Genomic DNA, 18,335 nt, shown 5'->3' on the forward strand with positions numbered 1-18,335 from the left:
ATGCAGTTATCGGATTGGATCGTACTGGCCGCTTACTTTCTCATGCTCATAAGTATCGGGCTCTGGGCTTTTTTCAAGGTAAAGAATGCCGCAGATTTTTACACGGCGGGGGGCAGGCTCCCGTGGTGGCTCACCGGAATATCCCACCACGTATCGGGGTATAGCGGTGCGGTTTTCGTGGCATACGCGGGAATAGCCTATACCTCGGGGTTCAGCCTGTACGTATGGTGGGCCTTTACCGTAGCCATATCTACTGCAATAGCGGCCCGTTACATTGCTCCCAGATGGTCCCGCTTACGTATTTTCAGCAATATCCAGTCGCCCACGGAATACCTCAGGGAACGGTATGGCCTGAACGCCCAGCAGCTTATAGCATGGCTGGGATCCCTTATAAAAATTTTTGACACCGGGGGTAAAATAGCAGCCATTGCCGTTTTGCTCCATGTTTTCAGCGGCACACCGGTAGACCTCGGGATATTACTGGTGGGGATGGTCACACTGGCATATATTACCGTGGGAGGACTATTGGCTGATGTCTGGAATGATTTTGCCCAGTTTATCGTTCAGCTGCTGGCCGGGATTACCATGTTTGTCATGATCCTCATGCAACTGGGCGACGGGGCCGGCGGGGTGTTTTCGGTATGGGAAAGGCTCCCGCCGGAAAACAGCAGCTTCTTCAGGGAACCCTATACGGTATACTTTGCGCTGGTGATGCTGATGATCAATTTTTTCAGCTACAGCGGAGGTACCTGGAACCTGGCCACGCGTTTTATCTCGGCTTCAGACGGAAAAACGGCCCGGAAAGCCGCCGTATTGTCTTCCATACTGTACCTGGTATGGCCGCTTGTACTCCTCTTTCCCATGTTTGCCGCTCCCCTGTTCTTTGAAAACCTGGCAGACCCTACACTTTCCTATGGCCTGCTGGTCAAAAAATTCCTGCCCCCCGGGCTGGTAGGGCTGGTGCTGGCTGCGCTTTTTGCCAATACCCTTTCCATGACCGCATCAGACTCCAATACCGTCTCCGCGGTTATCAGCCGGGACATCCTTCCGGTGATCTTTCCTTCCGTCCGGAAATACGGCCCTAAAAAATCCCTGGCCCTGGCCAGGATCACCACCTGCTGTTTTACATTCCTGACCATCCTGGTCGCTGTAAATGCACACTATTTCGGAGGGGTTTTCGGGCTTATAATTTCGTGGTTCGCAGCATTACTCGGGCCTATCTCCATCCCGGTAATACTCGGTTTGCTACCCGCTTTTGCCAAAAGTGACGGAACATCTGCCGTACTTTCCATTACGGGAGGGCTGCTCTGTTTTATTTTGCTTAAATTGTTTCCCGTAGATTCCCTGGCCCTCGAGATAGGAGGCCCCTCCCTGGTATCGCTTGTCATCTATACACTCACAGGGGTATTGCGAAAAGGGGATATACCGGAAAAAGTCAGGGTACTGCATCGTCACCTCAACCAGAAATCCTGAAATCATAAAAGCCCGTAAACAAGCCTGTTTATTTTTATATCGATGAAGAAACACACCTACAAAGGCATACACTACAAGACCGGAAAAGCAGTTGCATTACACGTAACAGGCGAAAAGATAACCGGAACAGGGGAAATACCCCATGACCTCTCTTTAAGGGAAATCATCATACCGGGGCTGGCAGACCTGCAGGTCAACGGTTATAAAGGAATTGATTTTAACGGGGAGGACCTGGATGTAAAAAAAATAAGAGATCTCATCCAAAACCTGTGGGCAACGGGAGTTACCACCTGTTTTCCCACGGTGATCACCAATAGTGACACCCGCATAGCTGCTTCCCTGCAAACCATAGCCAATGCCTGTGATACGGACAAGGCCATAGACAACACCATAAGGGGAATACACCTGGAAGGCCCCTTTATCTCCGGGGAAAACGGCCCCAGGGGGGCACACCCGGAACAATTTGTAAAAAAACCGGACTGGGAACTTTTCCGGAAATGGCAAAAAATCTCGGGCAACAGGATAAAACTGATCACGCTTTCCCCAGAATGGCCCGAAGCATCCGGGTTCATCGAAAAATGTACTGCCAGCGGAGTGCTGGTATCCATAGGGCATACGGCAGCTACAGGCGAAGACATACAGAAAGCCGTCAGGGCGGGAGCCAGGATGTCTACCCATCTCGGCAATGCCGCACACCTGCAGTTGCCACGACATCAGAACTATATATGGGAACAGCTGGCCTCCGATGCCTTATGGCCGACCATCATCGCCGACGGCTTTCACCTCCCCGCATCCGTACTGAAAGTGTTTTTCAGGGCAAAACCGGAACAAGGCATCCTGGTCAGTGACGCCACACAGTTTGCAGGTCTCCCTCCCGGGACTTATGATACACATATCGGGGGAAAAATAGTACTGGACGAAAAAGGAAGGCTCTTTATGAAAGAGCACCCGGGCCTTCTCGCCGGGTCGGCACGGACACTTATCCAGTGTATTGATTTTCTCACAAGGGAAAAACTGCTGCCTCTGGAGACTGCCGTGGATATGACCTCCGTGAGGCCCATGCATATAACCGGACTGGAGCACCCCTACGGATTACTCCCCGGTGCTCCCGCCGATTTTGTGATCCTGGAACAACGGGAAAAAGAGATAAAGGTAAAGCAGACCGTAAAATCGGGGGAAATCGTATTTCAAGGTCAGTAAAAGATATCCGACCCGGCAAAGCCGTACGAAACAAGCTTTTACAAACTGTCCAGCGACTTCCTCCTGCTCTCCCCTACCTTCCTGAAATGCGATGGGGTAAGCCCGGTAACCTTCTTGAACTGCCGGCTCAGGTGGGCCGCGCTGGAATATCGGAGCCTGAAGGCTATTTCGCCCAGTGACAGCTCATCGTATACCAGGAGTTCCTTGACCTTTTCGATCCGCTGGGCGATGTAATATTGCTCTATGGTGGTCCCTTCTACCTGCGTAAACAATTTGCTGAGATAGGTATAGTCATGCAAAAGCTGTGCACTCAGGTAACCGGAGAGGTTGACCTTCAGTTCCCCGTTATCATTACCGTGTACCAGGGTTACGATCAGGTTTTTCACTTTTTCGATCAGCCTGCTTTTTTTATCGTCGATAAGACTGAACCCGTATGGTGCCAGGGCAGATCCTATGCGCTGCTTCTGCTCCGCCGTGACGGGAGCCGCAAACTGCACCACTCCCAGTGTTACGGATTCGGGGATGATCCCCAGCTGCTCCAGTTCAGACCTCACCACCATGCTGCAACGGTCACAAACCATATTTTTAACGTATAGCTTCACGCAAATAAGTTTAAATGAAGTTTCTTGTACCAAGGTTGTAAGTTATATGCAACCTGGTGCTCGTTTGCAACGAGTATCAACTTGTGCGTTACCAACGCATCTAACGATCGGTACGCGTTTGAGCAAAGCGGAAACGCGTACCGGTGTTGTTTATTTATTCCAGCACTTCCTCAACCGTACCGCATTTCAGCATCTTATCCCCGAAATAAGGGTTCAGTACAGCCTCTTCCGAAGACAGCCAGGACGCCCCTTTATTGTTAAAAGCCATCGGGCAGTATTGCTTGTATACCGCACCGGAAGCGATCTGCCCGGATACGAGGCCCGTGATCTCTTCGGAGAGCCCGAAAAAAGACTCGCGCTGGGCCTCTACATCTTCGGATGCTTCTATTGCCCTGGCAAATTGCAGCGCCTTGTCTGCATTATCGTTCTCAGAAAGGGCGGTTACCAGCATCCGGGCCCCTTTCTGCGCTTCTCCCGCATCAGTGTTGACCAGGGCAGCTTTCACATGGATATAGTGATCGTATACCTGCCCTGTCTTTTCGTCCTTAAAAGTCACACTTTCCTGCTTGCGGTCATCTGCACCGTCCTTATGCGATGCGTGATCGTGTTGTTCTGTTGCACGGTGATCGTCTGCCTGCGGTTTTTTATCCGTCTTACAGGAATACGCAGCAGTCATGGACAGTGCCAGTACGGCAATAATCAATCTGTTTTTCATTAGTATGTAATTTAACGTTATTCTTGTTTATTTGATCTCCTCGGTAATTTCTCCGCATTTCAGCATCTTATCCCCGAAGTACGGATTGCGTATTTCACGGGACAAACTCAGCCAGTCCGCCCCGTTATCGGAATCTGCCATAGGGCAGTGTTGCACGTATAAAGTTACGGAAAACGGCCCGAATGCATGAGCCATACGGATCACACTTTCGGACAGCGGTTTGAACGAGCGCCGCATCTCCTCCAGGTCGCCGGTACCGGTCATGCGCTCCAGGTACGTCGCCGCCTCTTCCCGGAAATCCATCCAGTACTGATGAGACGTCCCCTTAAACAACGACATGTCAGCACCGTCAAGCGCAGCACTGATATCCCCAACGGCTTTCCCCGCTGCCGGGGCATCGCCGCCTGCAAGAGCATCTTTCAGTCTGAGGTAGGCCCGGGCCACCTGTTCTGTCGCATGCCTGGCTTCAGGAGAAATTTCCGCCCTTTCAGGCATCTTTCTTTCCCCGGTATTACCGGAAGCAGGCGTTCCGCCGCCGTGATGATGGCCGGCCCCGCTGTCTCCGCCGTCCGGGCTCATCATACTGGGTTTCCCTGCCAGCTGGGCGGCTGCATCTACGGTAAAGGTACCGTTTATCACGATCTCATCGCCTTCTTCCAAGCCCTTTTTTACCACATAAGCCTCACCGAGAGACGGACCGAGAACCACTTCCCGCATTTTGAACGACGGCGTTCCGCCACCCGTTTCCCGCGTGTAGACTACCGAACGTTCTCCCGTCCACAACACGGCACTTTCCGGAATGGTAATGGTCTTGTCTGATGCAGCTTCCGGTGCGATATGCATTTCCCCCGAAGCAAACATTTCGGGTTTGAGCCTTCCGTCTTTATTGGATACCTCCACCCGGGCCGTTGCCACCCTGGTCTGTGCATTGATCAGCGGATCGACAAAAGTGACCTCGCCTTCAAAAGTTTCTCCGGGCAACGAAGCTATGGTGTATTTTATCGTACTTCCTTCTTTTACCCAGGTCATTTCACTTTCGTAAATATCAAAAAGTACCCACATGGCCGAAAGATCGGCGATTTCATAAAGGGGCATTCCGCGTTCCACATAATCCCCCGGTTCCACCTTGCGTTCGGTTACAATACCATTGACATCGGCGCCGATGGGAAAACGCTGCAGGGGGCTTTGATTTTCCAGTATGTTGTCCATCTGTGCCTCCCCGATTTTCCAGTTCCGCAGTTTTTGCTTTGCCGCCTCAAAAAGTTCGGGCTGGGCATTCCGGATGGCATGGGCCTGCAACAATTCTTCCTGGGCGGTCACCAGCTCCGGCGAATACACCACGGCCAGGGTTTGTCCCCTTCGTACCTTTTCACCGGTAAAATTGATACTGAGTTTCTCAATCCGCCCGGGTACATGAGTGGTCTGTGCATACACCTTACGCTCGTCGGGAACGACCTTTCCATTGAGCCGAAGCTTTTTTTCGGTCACCTGCCTTCCCACCGTCATGGTTCGGATATTGGCCAGTTTCACTGCATTTTCACTCATGGCTACCACTGCGGGGTCGCCTTCGGATGCATCACCTTCCAGGGGAATGAGGTCCATTCCGCAAAGAGGACATTTTCCCGGTTCGTTCTGCCTGATCTGCGGGTGCATGGAGCAGGTCCACACTTCCTCTACCCCGCTTTCGGCCGTATGGTCATGGGCAGACGCCGCATCCCGGTCTCCGCCGAAAAACAGCCATCCGAGCAGGAACCCTAAGAGCAGGAGCCCTGCCATGATCAGGATATTCTTGGTTTTTACTTTCATTTAGTTTATTAGTTTGTAGTTCTTAGTTTTTTAGTTGCTGGTATCAGGTTCGCAGGATTCTTGTACACCCCAACGATAATTTAGTCTTCGGATAGCAGGTATGCTTTCCTCGCTTGCGCTGCGAAACGGTCTTTTTCGGCTGTGACCTTTGCCGTCTCATACAACAATTTCTCCTGTTGCATCCGCAATATCTCCTCTATTCCGCTTTCCGAATTCCCATAGGCCGCCAGCAATAATTTAATGGCCTGCCCGGTACTTTCAAGCTGTTTGTCATACAGTGCCATACGCTGTTGTGCTTTCCTGATGTCGTAACGGGCCATTTCGTAATCGGCCCTCAACCGGTTCCGTACCGCAACACTTTCCTGCCGGGCCGCTTCGGCCAGGAAGTCCGCTTCCTTCACCCTCGCCTTATGCTGTTTCCGGAAAACCGGCAAACTTACCGAGAGCATGGGCATGATCACATCCTGCCCGTTGTTTTCAGGGTTCATCTCCGTCTGCTTGCTTATGATGGAATAGTCTATCCCGATCCCGAGCATGGGCAGGCCCTGCTTAACGGCCGCTTTTCGCTGTGCCGTATAGGAGGCGGTCTGCTTGTCCAGTTGCTGCATTTTCGGGTGAGCGGCAAAAAGACTGTCGCCTTCGGCATTTTCCTGTTCCATCTCTTCTCCCGCGGGAAGGGCAGGAAGTGTTTCGGGAAAGGCCACCTCGCTGTCATGAGCCACGTTCAGCAGCGCATTGAAACGGTATGCTACCGATGCCCTTTTATCTTTGAGCAGGGCGATCTCTGTCCCGGTATCATTCCGTTTCATATCTACCCGCACCACGTCTACCATGGCCGCCTTGCCGTTACGGAACCTGGATAGTGCCAGTTCGCGGAAGGTGTTGAGCACTTCCATATTTTCCTCCTGTATACTGATGGTCGCCTGGAGCTCGTACATTTCCGCATAAACCGTCTTTACCTTTACAAAGAGTTCTTCCCGGGTGTCCAGGTATTGCTGAAAACCGGCCTCTGCCATTAAAGTTGCAGCGTCTTCCCGGGCTTTCAGCGTCCCGAACCAGGGAAACATCTGCATCAGCGAGAATTTGGCTTCCTGCCTTCCCAGCCGGGTCTCTATCATCTTACCGAAAGCACTCATCGTAAGCGTAGGATCGGGCAGGCTGCTCACCTGCGGGGCCTTTTGCATGGCAGCTTCAAACCGGGCGTAAGAGGCCTTCACCTCAGGGTTGTTTTCGGCAGCTGCCTGCAAATAGTCATCAAGGGTCTGTGCTGTCACTGTAAAAGGCAGCAGTACTAAACTTATGATCCGGATTATCTTTTTCATGACTGTAAGGTTTCATTTTCTCCGTTCCCGGCATTTTCCTTTTTTACGACGGTTTCCCTCCAATAGGCCTGAAGCACGGGAACGACGAACATGGTCATAATCTGTATGAACATCCCGCCAACGGTAGGTATCGCCATGGGCACCATAATATCGGACCCCTTCCCGGTCGAGGTCAGTACGGGAAGCAGGGCGATAATGGTTACGGCTGTAGTCATCATGGCCGGACGGACTCTTTTAAGCCCGGCTTCCAGTACGGCCGCCCTGACCGCCGGAACGGTCCGGGGTTGTTTTTCTTCAAAAACCTGGTGGATATACGTTCCCATGATCACCCCGTCATCCGTAGCAATGCCGAACAATGCGATAAACCCTACCCATACCGCCACACTGAGGTTTATGGTATGCATCTGGAAGAGATCGCGCATGTTCACCCCCAGCACGGAAAAATCCATAAACCAGGCCTGCCCGTATAGCCAGAGCATGATAAACCCTCCTGCAAAAGCGACGAATACGCCGGAAAAATGTATGGTGGAGGCAATGACGGTACGGAACTGGAAATACAGCAGTAAAAAGATCAGGACCAGGCTCAGGGGGATCACTATCGACAACCGCTTGACGGCGCGCACCTGGTTTTCGTAATTTCCGGAAAACTTATAGGTTACTCCCCGGGGTACCTGCAATACACCGGAAGCTATTTTCTCTTCGATAAAACGGCTGGCCTCGTCAACGACATCCACTTCGGCATAGTTTTCCTTTTTGTCGAAGAGCACATAACCGGTGAGAAAGGTCTCTTCACTTTTTATCATCTGCGGCCCGCGGACATATTCCGCCCTGGTCAGTTCCCCGAGCGGTATTTGTGCCCCCGAAGGTGTCGGCACGAGTATCTTCCCGATCTTTTCCGGGGTATCCCGCAATTCTCTCGGGTAGCGCACCCTTACCGGGAAGCGTTCTCTTCCCTCTACCGTACTGGTCACCTGCATACCGCCCACGGCAGTCTCTATGACCTGCTGCAACTGCTCTACGCTCAAACCGTACCGCGCTATGGCATTCCGGTCGATATGCAGCTGCAAATAAGGTTTTCCCACGATGCGATCGGCAAAAACAGCTTCTTCTTTTACGGAAGGGACCTGTTTGAGAAGGTTTTCGAGTTGTATCCCGAAATCCTGTATCGTTTCCAGGTCTGGGCCGTAAACCTTGATCCCCATCGGGGCGCGCATCCCCGTCTGTAACATCACCAGGCGGGTTTCTATCGGTTGTAAACGGGGAGCGGAAGTTACACCGGGAATCCGGGTGACCCTTACGATCTCGTTCCATATATCATCGGGAGACTGCACCGTGCTCCTCCAGTTCCGGAAATAGCTGCCATCCGTATCCTGTACCAGGTCTTTATCCGAAAACCCTTGTTCCAGCACTTCATCATTGGTAAGCGTATCTCCGGATTTCAGGATAAAACGGCCTGCTTTATCCGTTTTATAGGCCTGCTGCCTTCCGTTCCCGTTCCTGCTGTATTCCGGCTTGTAGTTTATAATGTTCTCATACATGGAAATAGGTGCCGGGTCCAGGGCACTTTCGGCCCTTCCCATCTTACCGACAGCCATCTCCACCTCCGGTATTCCGGCTACTGCCATGTCCAGTTGCTGCACGACGCGCCGATTCTCTTCCATCCCCGCATGCGGCATGGAAGTGGGCATCAAAAGGAAACTTCCCTCGTCGAGAGAAGGCATGAATTCTTTCCCCGTTCCCGGAAATGCATGAGCCAGGCCGCTCCACAGCGAAGTCGTACGGATGTTCCATCCTATGGTATCTCCTCCCCGGGCCACCACACCGAAAAGTTTCGGGAAGCCTATCCATATCATCAATCCCAGAAAGACGGTAAACAGGGGCAGCAACAAAAATTTCCCTTTGTGTACAAGGCACCATTTCAGTATGGGTTCGTAATACCGGACCACCGCGAGCAGGGCCACAAGTATCAAAGCCAGCAGAAGGATTACAAAAAGATAGTTGCTGAACAGGCTGTTCTGATGGCCTAACGGCACCCATTCCTCCGCCAGGAAAAACAGGGTCACGGCCAGTATGACAAACAGCGTGATCCCGGAAGCATACTTACCGAGGAATTCCGGGCTTCGGTGTTCGAACAGTTTTATGATACCGATCACTGTGAGCGCCAGCGGCAACCACATCCGGAAAACCACGGCCAGGACGAGCCCGCCCGCCACCAGGGAAATATGCCACACCCGGTTGATGTGCTTTTTCTTCGACCCCATCGAAAACACAAAATAAGAGAGGGTAGGCAAAACGATAATCCCGAGCACAAAAGAAGCGGCAAGCGCAAAGGTTTTGGTAAAAGCAAGCGGGCGGAACAGTTTTCCTTCGGCGTGTTCCATAAAAAATACGGGGAGGAAACTCACTACGGTTGTGGCGAGTGCCGTGGTTATGGCCGGGGCAACCTCCGTAGTTGCACGATAAATAATCCCTGCCAGCGCCTTTCCCCTGGCCCCCCGGCTTTTTCCGGATTCCAGGTGGCGGATCGTATTTTCCACAAAAACGATCCCGACGTCGACCATCACCCCGATGGCTATGGCGATCCCGGACAGGGCCACTACATTGGCGTCGACCCCGGCATACCGCATCACTATAAAGGTCATCAGTACCGCTACGGGCAGCAGGCTCGATATCAGCACCGACGCTCTCAGGTTGAGCACCAGGACCACCACGACGATAATACTGATGAGGATCTCATGCGACAAGGCATTTTCGAGCGTCCCTATGGTTTCTTGTATGAGTTGTGTACGGTCGTAAAACGGAACGATGGTGAGCTGGCTTTCCGTACCGTCTTCCAGTGTTTTCCGGGGCAATCCGCGGGCTATTTCACCGATCTTGTCCTTGACATTATCGATCACCTCGAGCGGGTTGGACCCGTAGCGTGCCGTGACCACCCCCCCGACAACCTCGGCACCTTCCTTGTCGAGCAGTCCGCGCCGCGTTGCAGGGCCGAGCGTTACCTTCCCGATATCCCGGATAAGGACAGGTTTGTTGGCATTGACCGCGACCACTGTTTCTTCCAGGTCTTTAACCGATTTGATATAGCCCAGGCCGCGGACCAGGTATTCCACCTGGTTCACCTCTACGGTTTTGGCCCCTGCATCCCTGTTGGAATTTTTTACGGCCATCATCACCTGGTCTATACCGATATGGTAGGCTTTAAGGGCATCGGGATCGACATCGACCTGGTATTCCTGCACATACCCTCCTATCGATGCCACTTCAGACACCCCGGAAACAGCGCTGAGACCGTATTTCACATAAAAATCCTGTATGGTACGCAGTTCGTGCAGGTCCCAGCCCCCGGTGACATTTCCGTCCGGGTCACGTCCTTCGAGGGTATACCAGAAAACCTGCCCCAGTCCGGTGGCATCCGGCCCCAGGGCCGGTTGTACACCTTCCGGGAGAAGGTTGGCGGGAAGCGAGTTCAGTTTTTCGAGTATCCTGGAACGCGACCAGTAAAATTCCACATCTTCATCGAAAATAATATAGATGCTGGAAAAGCCGAACATGGACGTACTCCGCACCGAGGTTACCCCCGGCACCCCGAGTAGCGTGGTCGTCAGCGGGTATGTAATCTGGTCTTCCACATCCTGGGGAGACCTTCCGGGCCAGTTGGTAAAAACGATCTGCTGGTTTTCCCCGATATCCGGAATGGCATCTACCGGGACAGGGTCCTGAGGTAAGAAACCGGTATTCCAGTCAAAAGGCGATGTCACCAGCCCCCACCCTATAAACAGCAGGAGCAGGAGAACAGTAACCAGCCTGTTATGCAAAAAATAACGAATAATGGTATTTAACATCGGATATTGCTTTTAGTGATGTAAACAATGAACCGTGAAACACGGGACGCCGGAAATACCGGGACGCACCTCTTCCATGTGAAATTTTCACGGATACGGAACAATCACTAAAAACTAAATGAGAAAAGTATCGTGCAGGACCTGAATATCCCGTACGACCAGCGGGGGAGCGTAATCCCCGAAGGGAATGACATTTTCCTCCAACCCTTCGAAAAGATCGAGGTAAGTATATACAAAAGCCTGTACAAAGACGAACTGATGCTGCAATTCCATGCTTGTGGCTTTCTGTAGCGTGTCCTGCCCCTGTATCAGGGCAATTTCATCGGAGCAACAGGAAGTTTTGGTTACCGTACAGGTATCCTGTATTTTCATACTTTGGCCGTACCCGGCAACCATACCACAGCTATCCGCCCCGGAAAAGAGTGCCGTGTCTACCAGAAAATCCCCGCAGAAATGCTTTTCCACGGTAAAGGAGACGGTAGAGAACAACACCAGGAAGGCGAGTAAAAAGGATGCTATTTTGAAAAAAGCCTTTTTCATTCCAGTACAAAAGTAATAAATATTCCGTTCTGACCGGATTTTTTTAAAATTGTTAACAATACGGGCATATCAGACCTTACCCGGAAACTGCCGTTTTTCCCGGTCCTCCCTTGACATACATTGCGTTTCAGATGCCGTAAACTATCGGTTTATTCCCTAAATTTGTCCGCAAAACCATGTGTTATGAATTTTAAAGAACTGAAACCCCGGGTCGAAAATATACTTGGTGAAGACACTGCAGTAGAAGACCGTCTTACCCGTGTGTGTGAACTGCTGAAAGAACATGTCTCTTATTATGACTGGGTAGGTTTTTATTTTAAAAACGGGAACAGGGAAGAACTGAAACTCAAAGCGTTTGCCGGGGAACCTACCGATCATACCATTATCCCATTCGGCAAGGGGATATGCGGACAGGTTGCCGTTTCCAATGAAAATTTCGTGGTCCCGGATGTCAAAGCCCAGAACAATTATATAGCGTGCAGTATATATGTGAAAGCGGAAATCGTTATCCCGCTTTTTGTAAACGGGGAAAACATCGGCCAGATCGATATCGATTCGCATACTCCCGATCCGTTTACGGAGGAAGACGAAAAGTTCCTGGAATTTGTCAATGCCCGGGTTGCGGAAATACTCTGATGCTCCCTGTACATGACCCCTGCCGCGGTGACAATGGCACTATTTCTCCGCGGAATGACCATTTTTCCTCATCATGTTCACGGAAAACCACCCGAGGGTAACAATGATCACCAGCATGACCGCCCACAGCCATACCTTGTTTTCAAAGAGGGGCGACGGCCTTTTAACACGCTCTTTCGCCATGACCTCCTCTTCCCCTGCTTCCAGTGGCGTTAAAGTTACGGGTATCCTGTCGGCAAAACGGCCTATATCGTAATTCGGGTGTACCGCCGGTGTACTGCCGTAAACCAGAAAGTACGCAGCCGGTTCTGCAAAGCGGACGACCAGTTCATGCAGATATCCCTTTACCTGTACACCATCGATGTCCAGGGGCTGATTGTCGTGGTTATCAATAAGTACATTCAGCTTTTTAACAATGGTACTGCGAAAGGTAAATTCATTGTTGTCCATGGAATTGAGCGTCCCTGAAGCCAGTGTATGATACTGATACTTCCATCCCTGTTCCGTCTTCACACTGTCGGCAACATACCTGATGGTCAGGGGCCTGTAGTAATCGAACCGGTCTCCGACATCTATAAGCAGACGGCTCACGGGCACGGGAAACGGCAAATCGATATCGATCCCGGTTTGCCCGGATGCCCTGTCTTCCCGTATATCCGTTTTCCGGGGGAGATAATCCCTGAAAACACCTTCCGTAGTCTCCATCCGCTCCATTCCGGCTTCCAGGAGGTCCGGTTTCTCCTCACTGTCTATAAACACCCGGAGATAACGGTATTTTGATTCCGGAAAGGCCAAAGTAGTAGATTGAAAATCGGTGGTTTCGTTTTGTATGGAAAGAATGCGGTAATTTTCAGAAACAGTAAACCATTGGCGCTGATCCTGGCTGCCTTCGAGGGTGACCCGCCAATCGAAATTTTCCTGTTTAAAATCCAGTTTGATCCGGTTGACCGTCTCCGTACCCGGGACTTCAAAGGTAAAGTAATACCCCTTATTGTCGCTAACGGTATTCAACCGCCTGAAACCGATCTTCCTTACCGATTTTTTCCCGCCGGTCAACCGCAACATGTACGGGGCCTCTACCGTATCGTTGTTTTTTGTTACGCCATAGATCCTGATATCGTCCAGGTTACCGGATACCTTCCCGAATACCTCATCGGGCAGGACGATCTTGTGCCACTGCTCCGAAACCCCTTTCAGTTCGCGTTTATAATCGTATTGCCCTATTTGTCCGTAGGTAGCGTAACACACTAAAAACAAACACAGTGCGCAACATATTTTAATTATTTTTGTCATCTGATATGATATGCTTGTACTTGTTATACAAAAACGAAATGATGAGGAGCAGTACCCCCAGCGAAACAAATGCGACAGTCTTCGCGATGGTATCCAGTTCAGAAATATCATAGACAAACAGCTTGAGCAGGGCCACTCCGAACAATACGATCCCCCCGACACGCAGGTACTTTTTCTTTTTCCAGATGCCGAAAGCGATCAGGAAAAAAGAATAAACGCCCCAAAGTATGCTCAGTCCGAACTTGTAGGATTGTGAAGTTCCGGCCATATCCATCCAGTGTATCAACTCACTGCTGGCCATCCATAATACGGCAATATGCACCAGGAGGTCGAAAGCCACCCGGAGCCCTCTTTGTCTGAGATCCCCGCGAATACACTTATAGGCCACCGCAATGGCCAGGGCGGCAAAGGCAAGCGAAACGTATCGTATCCCGAGATTGAACGCCCCTCTCCGGTAGTATTCCGACAGGGTCTGATCCAGGTAACTCTCCCTCAGTTCACTCAGGGTGTAAAGCCCCTGCGTCAGAAAGACCAGAAGGGTGAGAATGATAAATCCGAGATTGATAAACCCTAACAAGCGGTTCCTGAATTTCCTGTAATTCACAAAGGCGAGTACGGAAAAGAAAAACAGGGAATAGTTAATGATCCAGATGGTTTTAAAACGGTTCAGATCATGATCCCAATACCGCATGGGCGACGCCTGGTCATCTGCAGAAATCGCAACCACCGAGTCGGCATAGAGCTGTTTCCAGTAATGTGCAATTTCCAGCCGGAAGGCGTAGTAAAGCGTACATAACAAGATGGCAGGGACCAAAAAGGAAACTATTTTTAACATCCCTTTTCCGGATGCCGTGACGAACCTGCGGTTTACAATGGCAATAAAAGCAAAGGCAGCTACAAACAATAAGGAACTCAGGAAACTGATATTAAGCAGGGGGGTAATTTCCGGTTCCGCATCTTCCGGATAATATCCGCCGTAGAAAGTCATCCAGTCGTGAATAATACTGAAAAACGCCAGCAGCATCAAGGGATACGACAATTTTTCATAGACCGGCACCTTCCTGGTCCTCCCGATCCAGAACAGCAATGCGGCCTCCCCTGCCCAGAGCAGGGTGACCCAGTTGCCCTCCAGCTGCACCGGGATGGCCAGGGTAATAAAGACAAGTACCAGGCCCGAAACCATATAGAACAGGTTCCTGTCGGTGAGTTTCTGACGGTAGACCACCACACTCACTATAAAGTGCAGGATGGCATTACACAGTGTAAACAATCCCAGCAACTGTGCTCCCGTAGTGTGGTTGTTCAGGACAGCATATCCTATTCCGTAAAAAATAAACGAATTGGCCAGCAGCAGCAAGATGTCGTCAATGACGAATTTTTTCTTTTTGAGTAATTTATTCGCCAGGAGCATGAGGTAAAACGTCACGAAGAACACCAGGAGGAAAGTCAGGGCCAGTGCAAAATGCTCATCGGTCCGGTATTCCGTCACAAACCAGGAAAAGTACATGATCCACGTAAGCACAAAAGAAGTGTAATACAATGGCTTCCAGTATTTTTTAAATGCAACAGCCAGGATTCCCGCATTGATAATGGCCATATACGAAAACAGTACCTCCACTTTCCCCGAAGATTCACTCAGCAACAGGGGAACGGCATAGGCGCCGACCAGCCCGATATGCGCGATGACCTGCCGGTTGTACTGTACGGCAGCCACCACGGTAAAGACCGTAAAGACCACCATCAGCAGAAATGCGGGAAGCTGCGGGATCAGGCCGTAAAAGTCGTAGGCCGCATAGGTGATAAAGTACATGATGGCCATGGCCCCGCTCAGTAAGACGGCACTGAAATTTTCGTAATTCCTTTTCAGCCTTATGGCAAACCCCAGGAGCCCTATGCCTGTTAGGTATCCCAGGATTATCCTGGTCAGCGGACTGATAAGTTCGTGGTCGATCGCGTATTTCGCACCGATGGCCACCCCGATCACCGTAATGGCAATCCCGATCTTGTTGATCAGGTTTTCCCCGATAAATTTCTCCAGGTCCGATTTTTTCTTCGGGGCTTTCGCAACAGGTTTCACCGGCTGTTTTAAAGGTGCTTCCGGTGCCGGTTTACTCCCGCCGTGTGCTCCGGAAGCCGCCTGTACAGGTTCTTTTTCAATTTCGCGGACTGTTACGGTACTGCCTTGTTCTGCCCTCTCTTTTTCAGGCTTCCGGATCTCCCCGTGTTTTTTCAGCATGCCTATTTCGGCCTGCAGTTCACCGATCTCCCTGGCAAAGTCCTCCTGTCTTTTCAAAAGTAATTCCAGCCTGTGATGCAGCCGGTTTATGCTATCGTTGTTCTCTGCCATATTGTTCTGTCATTTTTCCAATCGTGGATAACTCCCGCACAATATATCAAAAAAACCTGATTGTTTTACACCTGCTTCCCAAACCTATCCCAATCTTTTCTTCATCGCCTCCACTACCCGGAAGGCGGCAGGGCAGATCGCAGTGTTTTTCAGGGTAATATCAGTGATCTGGTGAAATTTTTTCCGGTCGGTATGCGGGTATTCCCGGCACGCTTTGGGGCGTACGTCATAGATCAGGCAGTAATTATCGGCCCCCAGAAAGGCGCAGGGAACACTTTGCAGTACATAGTCCTGGTCTTCATCCATGCGCAGATAGCGGTCTGTAAACTGCCGGGGTTTTAGTTTCAGGTGCCGGGCAATCCGCTCTATATCGGCATCGGTAAACAGTGGCCCGGTAGTTTTACAGCAATTGGCACACTCCAGGCAGTCTACCTCACTGAAAACCTCATCGTGCAGCTCCCGCATGACGTGATCGAGATTTTTGGGGGGCTTTTTTCTGAGTTTGGCAAAGTACTTCTTGTTTTCCTTATGCTTATCTTTGGCCAGTTGCGGTAAATGTGCCAGTTCTTCTTTCATGACACAAAAGTAAGAAAGTACGGCACTCACCGCATACAAAGACCTGAAAAAAATGAACTCCACAGCAAAAACAGAACCTGCACCCGATATCATCGGGATGGCCATCCGCGATTATTACACCGGAAATTACACCGAGGATATCATCACGGAAACCTCCATTTCGGAAGAAGATATACTTCCTGTCCCCTACCTTTTCCGGGACTACGGGCAGATGCCCGAAATAGAGCAGGTGGCCCTTATGATGGCCCGCGGAAAAGTGCTGGACATAGGTTGTGGCGCAGGAAGTCACGCCCTGTACCTGCAACAGCAGAAACAACTCGATGTCACTGCTGCAGACACCTCTCCGGGGGCGGTGGAAATATGTAAAAAGAGAGGAGTATCGAAAACCGTCAATTCGGATATCATGGATTATAATGAAACGGGGTTTGATACGGTACTGCTGCTTATGAACGGGCTGGGGCTCTGCGGGAAACTCGATCGTATCGGCACATTTCTGCTGCACCTGAAAAGCCTTTTAGGTCCGGGCGGACAAATACTGCTGGATTCCTCCGATATTCTCTATATGTTCGACGAGGATGAAGACGGGGGAAAATGGATCCCTTCGTTTCCCGCCTATTACGGGGAACTCGAGTTCAGAATGCGTTATAAAAACGTGCAGGGCCCTTCTTTCCCCTGGCTTTTCTGCGATTATAACACCTTGCAAAACGCCGCTGCAGTTCACGGTTTCGACTGTGAGCTTCTCCTGGAAGGGGCACACCATGATTACCTGGCCCGGCTTACTCCCGTTTCGGCAACTTCCCCGTAACACTTCTCCCATTATACGGAATGGCATGATCCCCATCCACACATTCCCACATTATCTCATTATCACATTGGCACATTATCTCATTATCACATTGGCACATTAGCTAATCATCCCTCCTACGACATTTTGTATTCCCCGTCTATCAGCCTGTTTCCCTCATCGTTATCACATACCGCATAGTTAAACCCGGGGCGCAGGCAATAGGCGCCGTATTCTCCCTGTTTATTCAGTGCTATAAAACCGATCTGCAGGTATTCCAGGTCGGGCCGGTTTTTATAGATGTCATAAATACGTTCCACAATTTCCTTACAGGCTTGCTGCGGGCTTTTTCCCTGCCGCATCAGTTCTACCACCATGGCACTTCCGGCCGTACGGATGACGGCCTCTCCAAGCCCGGTAGCCGCGGCACTTCCCACTTCGTTGTCCAGGAACAGCCCGGCCCCGATGATCGGGGAATCCCCAACCCTGCCGTGCACTTTCCAGGCCGCACCACTGGTAGTGCATGCCCCGGAAAGATTACCGTTTTCATCGATGGCCAGCATGCTTATGGTATCGTGGTTTTCCACATTGATAATGGGCTTGTATTCCGATTTCCGCAACCATTCGCGATAAGCCTTTTCGGCATCGGGAGTAAGCAGGTTTTCTTCTTTGAACCCCTGTTCCAGGGCAAACTGTTTTGCCCCTTCTCCCACCAGCATGATATGCGGGGTTTTCTCCATGACTTTCCGGGCTACGGAAATGGGGTGTTTTATATTTTGCAGAAAGGCTACGGAACCACAGTTGAACTCGTGGTCCATAATACAGGCATCGAGGGTTACCTTCCCCTCGCGGTCCGGCCACCCGCCATAGCCTACACTGGACACTTTAGGGTCGGCTTCCGCCACACGTACCCCGGCCTCTACGGCATCCAGTCCGGCCCCTCCTCCGTTCAGTATTTTCCAGGCTTCTTCATTAGCGGGCAAACCGTGGTTCCAAGTAGAGATCACTACCGGTTTTCTCACTTCATTATTCCCAGTCTCCCCGGCACTTTCCTTTTTCCGGGGATCGTGAGGTTTGATACCGTTGTCTACGCAGCTGTAAAGCGTCCCTACCGCTACGGTACCCAGTGTGGCTTTTGTCAAAAATTTTCTTCTGTCTATCATATCCCGATTTTTTCAATCAAATTTCCCATACCCTTT

At 50.9% G+C, this 18,335-nt stretch carries 14 protein-coding genes; 4 read left to right on the forward strand and 10 right to left on the reverse strand.

The features are described 5' to 3' along the window. Positions 1-1,473 (forward strand): sodium:solute symporter family protein, encoded by a 1,473-nt coding sequence (locus DN748_RS01005; RefSeq protein ID WP_112369895.1) that lies wholly within the window; start codon positions 1-3, stop codon positions 1,471-1,473. A gap of 42 nt (positions 1,474-1,515) precedes the next feature. Further along, entirely contained in the window at positions 1,516-2,673 is a 1,158-nt protein-coding gene (locus DN748_RS01010; protein ID WP_112369896.1) for an N-acetylglucosamine-6-phosphate deacetylase, read from the forward strand. A gap of 38 nt (positions 2,674-2,711) precedes the next feature. On the opposite strand, the gene DN748_RS01015 is transcribed toward DN748_RS01010, so the two are convergent. The 6 genes from DN748_RS01015 to DN748_RS01040 form a co-directional block, all read right to left on the reverse strand. Next, a complete protein-coding gene (locus tag DN748_RS01015; RefSeq protein ID WP_112369897.1) occupies positions 2,712-3,233 on the reverse strand; it encodes a helix-turn-helix domain-containing protein in 522 nt (173 codons plus the stop codon). Between the two features lie 196 nt (positions 3,234-3,429). Then, complete coding sequence (locus DN748_RS01020; RefSeq protein ID WP_112369898.1) at positions 3,430-3,990, reverse strand: DUF3347 domain-containing protein; 561 nt, start codon at positions 3,988-3,990, stop codon at positions 3,430-3,432. A 27-nt stretch (positions 3,991-4,017) separates the two neighbouring features. Next, positions 4,018-5,796, reverse strand: coding sequence for an efflux RND transporter periplasmic adaptor subunit (locus DN748_RS01025; RefSeq protein WP_112369899.1), 1,779 nt, complete (start codon positions 5,794-5,796; stop codon positions 4,018-4,020). A gap of 80 nt (positions 5,797-5,876) precedes the next feature. After that, the gene (locus DN748_RS01030) at positions 5,877-7,118 is read right to left on the reverse strand and encodes a TolC family protein (protein ID WP_112369900.1); all 1,242 of its coding nucleotides are present in this window, start codon (positions 7,116-7,118) and stop codon (positions 5,877-5,879) included. Beyond that, positions 7,115-10,960, reverse strand: a complete 3,846-nt coding sequence (locus DN748_RS01035; protein WP_112369901.1) for an efflux RND transporter permease subunit — start codon at positions 10,958-10,960, stop codon at positions 7,115-7,117. The genes DN748_RS01030 and DN748_RS01035 overlap by 4 nt, the downstream gene beginning before the upstream one ends. Positions 10,961-11,074: 114 nt before the next feature. Beyond that, entirely contained in the window at positions 11,075-11,500 is a 426-nt protein-coding gene (locus DN748_RS01040) for an HYC_CC_PP family protein (protein WP_112369902.1), read from the reverse strand. Between the two features lie 183 nt (positions 11,501-11,683). Here DN748_RS01040 and DN748_RS01045 point away from each other — a divergent pair, with 183 nt between their 5' ends. After that, positions 11,684-12,136: a GAF domain-containing protein gene (locus DN748_RS01045; RefSeq protein ID WP_112369903.1), complete on the forward strand. Its 453-nt coding sequence runs from the start codon at positions 11,684-11,686 to the stop codon at positions 12,134-12,136. 39 nt (positions 12,137-12,175) lie between these two features. On the opposite strand, the gene DN748_RS01050 is transcribed toward DN748_RS01045, so the two are convergent. The 3 genes from DN748_RS01050 to DN748_RS01060 all read right to left on the reverse strand — a co-directional run bounded on the left by DN748_RS01050 (position 12,176) and on the right by DN748_RS01060 (position 16,352). Further along, the gene (locus DN748_RS01050) at positions 12,176-13,384 is read right to left on the reverse strand and encodes a DUF3999 family protein (RefSeq protein WP_236636751.1); all 1,209 of its coding nucleotides are present in this window, start codon (positions 13,382-13,384) and stop codon (positions 12,176-12,178) included. A gap of 28 nt (positions 13,385-13,412) precedes the next feature. Then, positions 13,413-15,776: a DUF2339 domain-containing protein gene (locus tag DN748_RS01055; RefSeq protein WP_112369905.1), complete on the reverse strand. Its 2,364-nt coding sequence runs from the start codon at positions 15,774-15,776 to the stop codon at positions 13,413-13,415. Between the two features lie 84 nt (positions 15,777-15,860). Then, complete coding sequence (locus DN748_RS01060) at positions 15,861-16,352, reverse strand: YkgJ family cysteine cluster protein (RefSeq protein ID WP_112370089.1); 492 nt, start codon at positions 16,350-16,352, stop codon at positions 15,861-15,863. 52 nt (positions 16,353-16,404) lie between these two features. Here DN748_RS01060 and DN748_RS01065 point away from each other — a divergent pair, with 52 nt between their 5' ends. Beyond that, positions 16,405-17,157, forward strand: a complete 753-nt coding sequence (locus DN748_RS01065; protein ID WP_112369906.1) for a class I SAM-dependent methyltransferase — start codon at positions 16,405-16,407, stop codon at positions 17,155-17,157. Between the two features lie 116 nt (positions 17,158-17,273). Here the strand turns inward: DN748_RS01065 and DN748_RS01070 are convergent, their stop codons facing one another. Then, positions 17,274-18,299 (reverse strand): N(4)-(beta-N-acetylglucosaminyl)-L-asparaginase, encoded by a 1,026-nt coding sequence (locus DN748_RS01070; protein WP_112369907.1) that lies wholly within the window; start codon positions 18,297-18,299, stop codon positions 17,274-17,276. Between the last annotated feature and the right edge of the window lie 36 nt (positions 18,300-18,335).

This window comes from Sinomicrobium soli (assembly GCF_003285545.1).
Lineage (GTDB): Bacteria > Bacteroidota > Bacteroidia > Flavobacteriales > Flavobacteriaceae > Sinomicrobium.

What these genes read in the sequence shown, in the direction of transcription:
- DN748_RS01005 (WP_112369895.1), top strand. Translation starts at nt 1, where the DNA reads ATGCAGTTATCGGATTGGATCGTACTGGCCGCTTACTTTCTCATGCTC.
- DN748_RS01010 (WP_112369896.1), top strand. Translation starts at nt 1,516, where the DNA reads ATGAAGAAACACACCTACAAAGGCATACACTACAAGACCGGAAAAGCA.
- DN748_RS01015 (WP_112369897.1), bottom strand. Translation starts at nt 3,233, where the DNA reads ATGGTGGTGAGGTCTGAACTGGAGCAGCTGGGGATCATCCCCGAATCC.
- DN748_RS01020 (WP_112369898.1), bottom strand. Translation starts at nt 3,990, where the DNA reads ATGAAAAACAGATTGATTATTGCCGTACTGGCACTGTCCATGACTGCT.
- DN748_RS01025 (WP_112369899.1), bottom strand. Translation starts at nt 5,796, where the DNA reads ATGAAAGTAAAAACCAAGAATATCCTGATCATGGCAGGGCTCCTGCTC.
- DN748_RS01030 (WP_112369900.1), bottom strand. Translation starts at nt 7,118, where the DNA reads ATGAAAAAGATAATCCGGATCATAAGTTTAGTACTGCTGCCTTTTACA.
- DN748_RS01035 (WP_112369901.1), bottom strand. Translation starts at nt 10,960, where the DNA reads ATGTTAAATACCATTATTCGTTATTTTTTGCATAACAGGCTGGTTACT.
- DN748_RS01040 (WP_112369902.1), bottom strand. Translation starts at nt 11,500, where the DNA reads ATGAAAAAGGCTTTTTTCAAAATAGCATCCTTTTTACTCGCCTTCCTG.
- DN748_RS01045 (WP_112369903.1), top strand. Translation starts at nt 11,684, where the DNA reads ATGAATTTTAAAGAACTGAAACCCCGGGTCGAAAATATACTTGGTGAA.
- DN748_RS01055 (WP_112369905.1), bottom strand. Translation starts at nt 15,776, where the DNA reads ATGGCAGAGAACAACGATAGCATAAACCGGCTGCATCACAGGCTGGAA.
- DN748_RS01060 (WP_112370089.1), bottom strand. Translation starts at nt 16,352, where the DNA reads ATGAAAGAAGAACTGGCACATTTACCGCAACTGGCCAAAGATAAGCAT.
- DN748_RS01065 (WP_112369906.1), top strand. Translation starts at nt 16,405, where the DNA reads ATGAACTCCACAGCAAAAACAGAACCTGCACCCGATATCATCGGGATG.
- DN748_RS01070 (WP_112369907.1), bottom strand. Translation starts at nt 18,299, where the DNA reads ATGATAGACAGAAGAAAATTTTTGACAAAAGCCACACTGGGTACCGTA.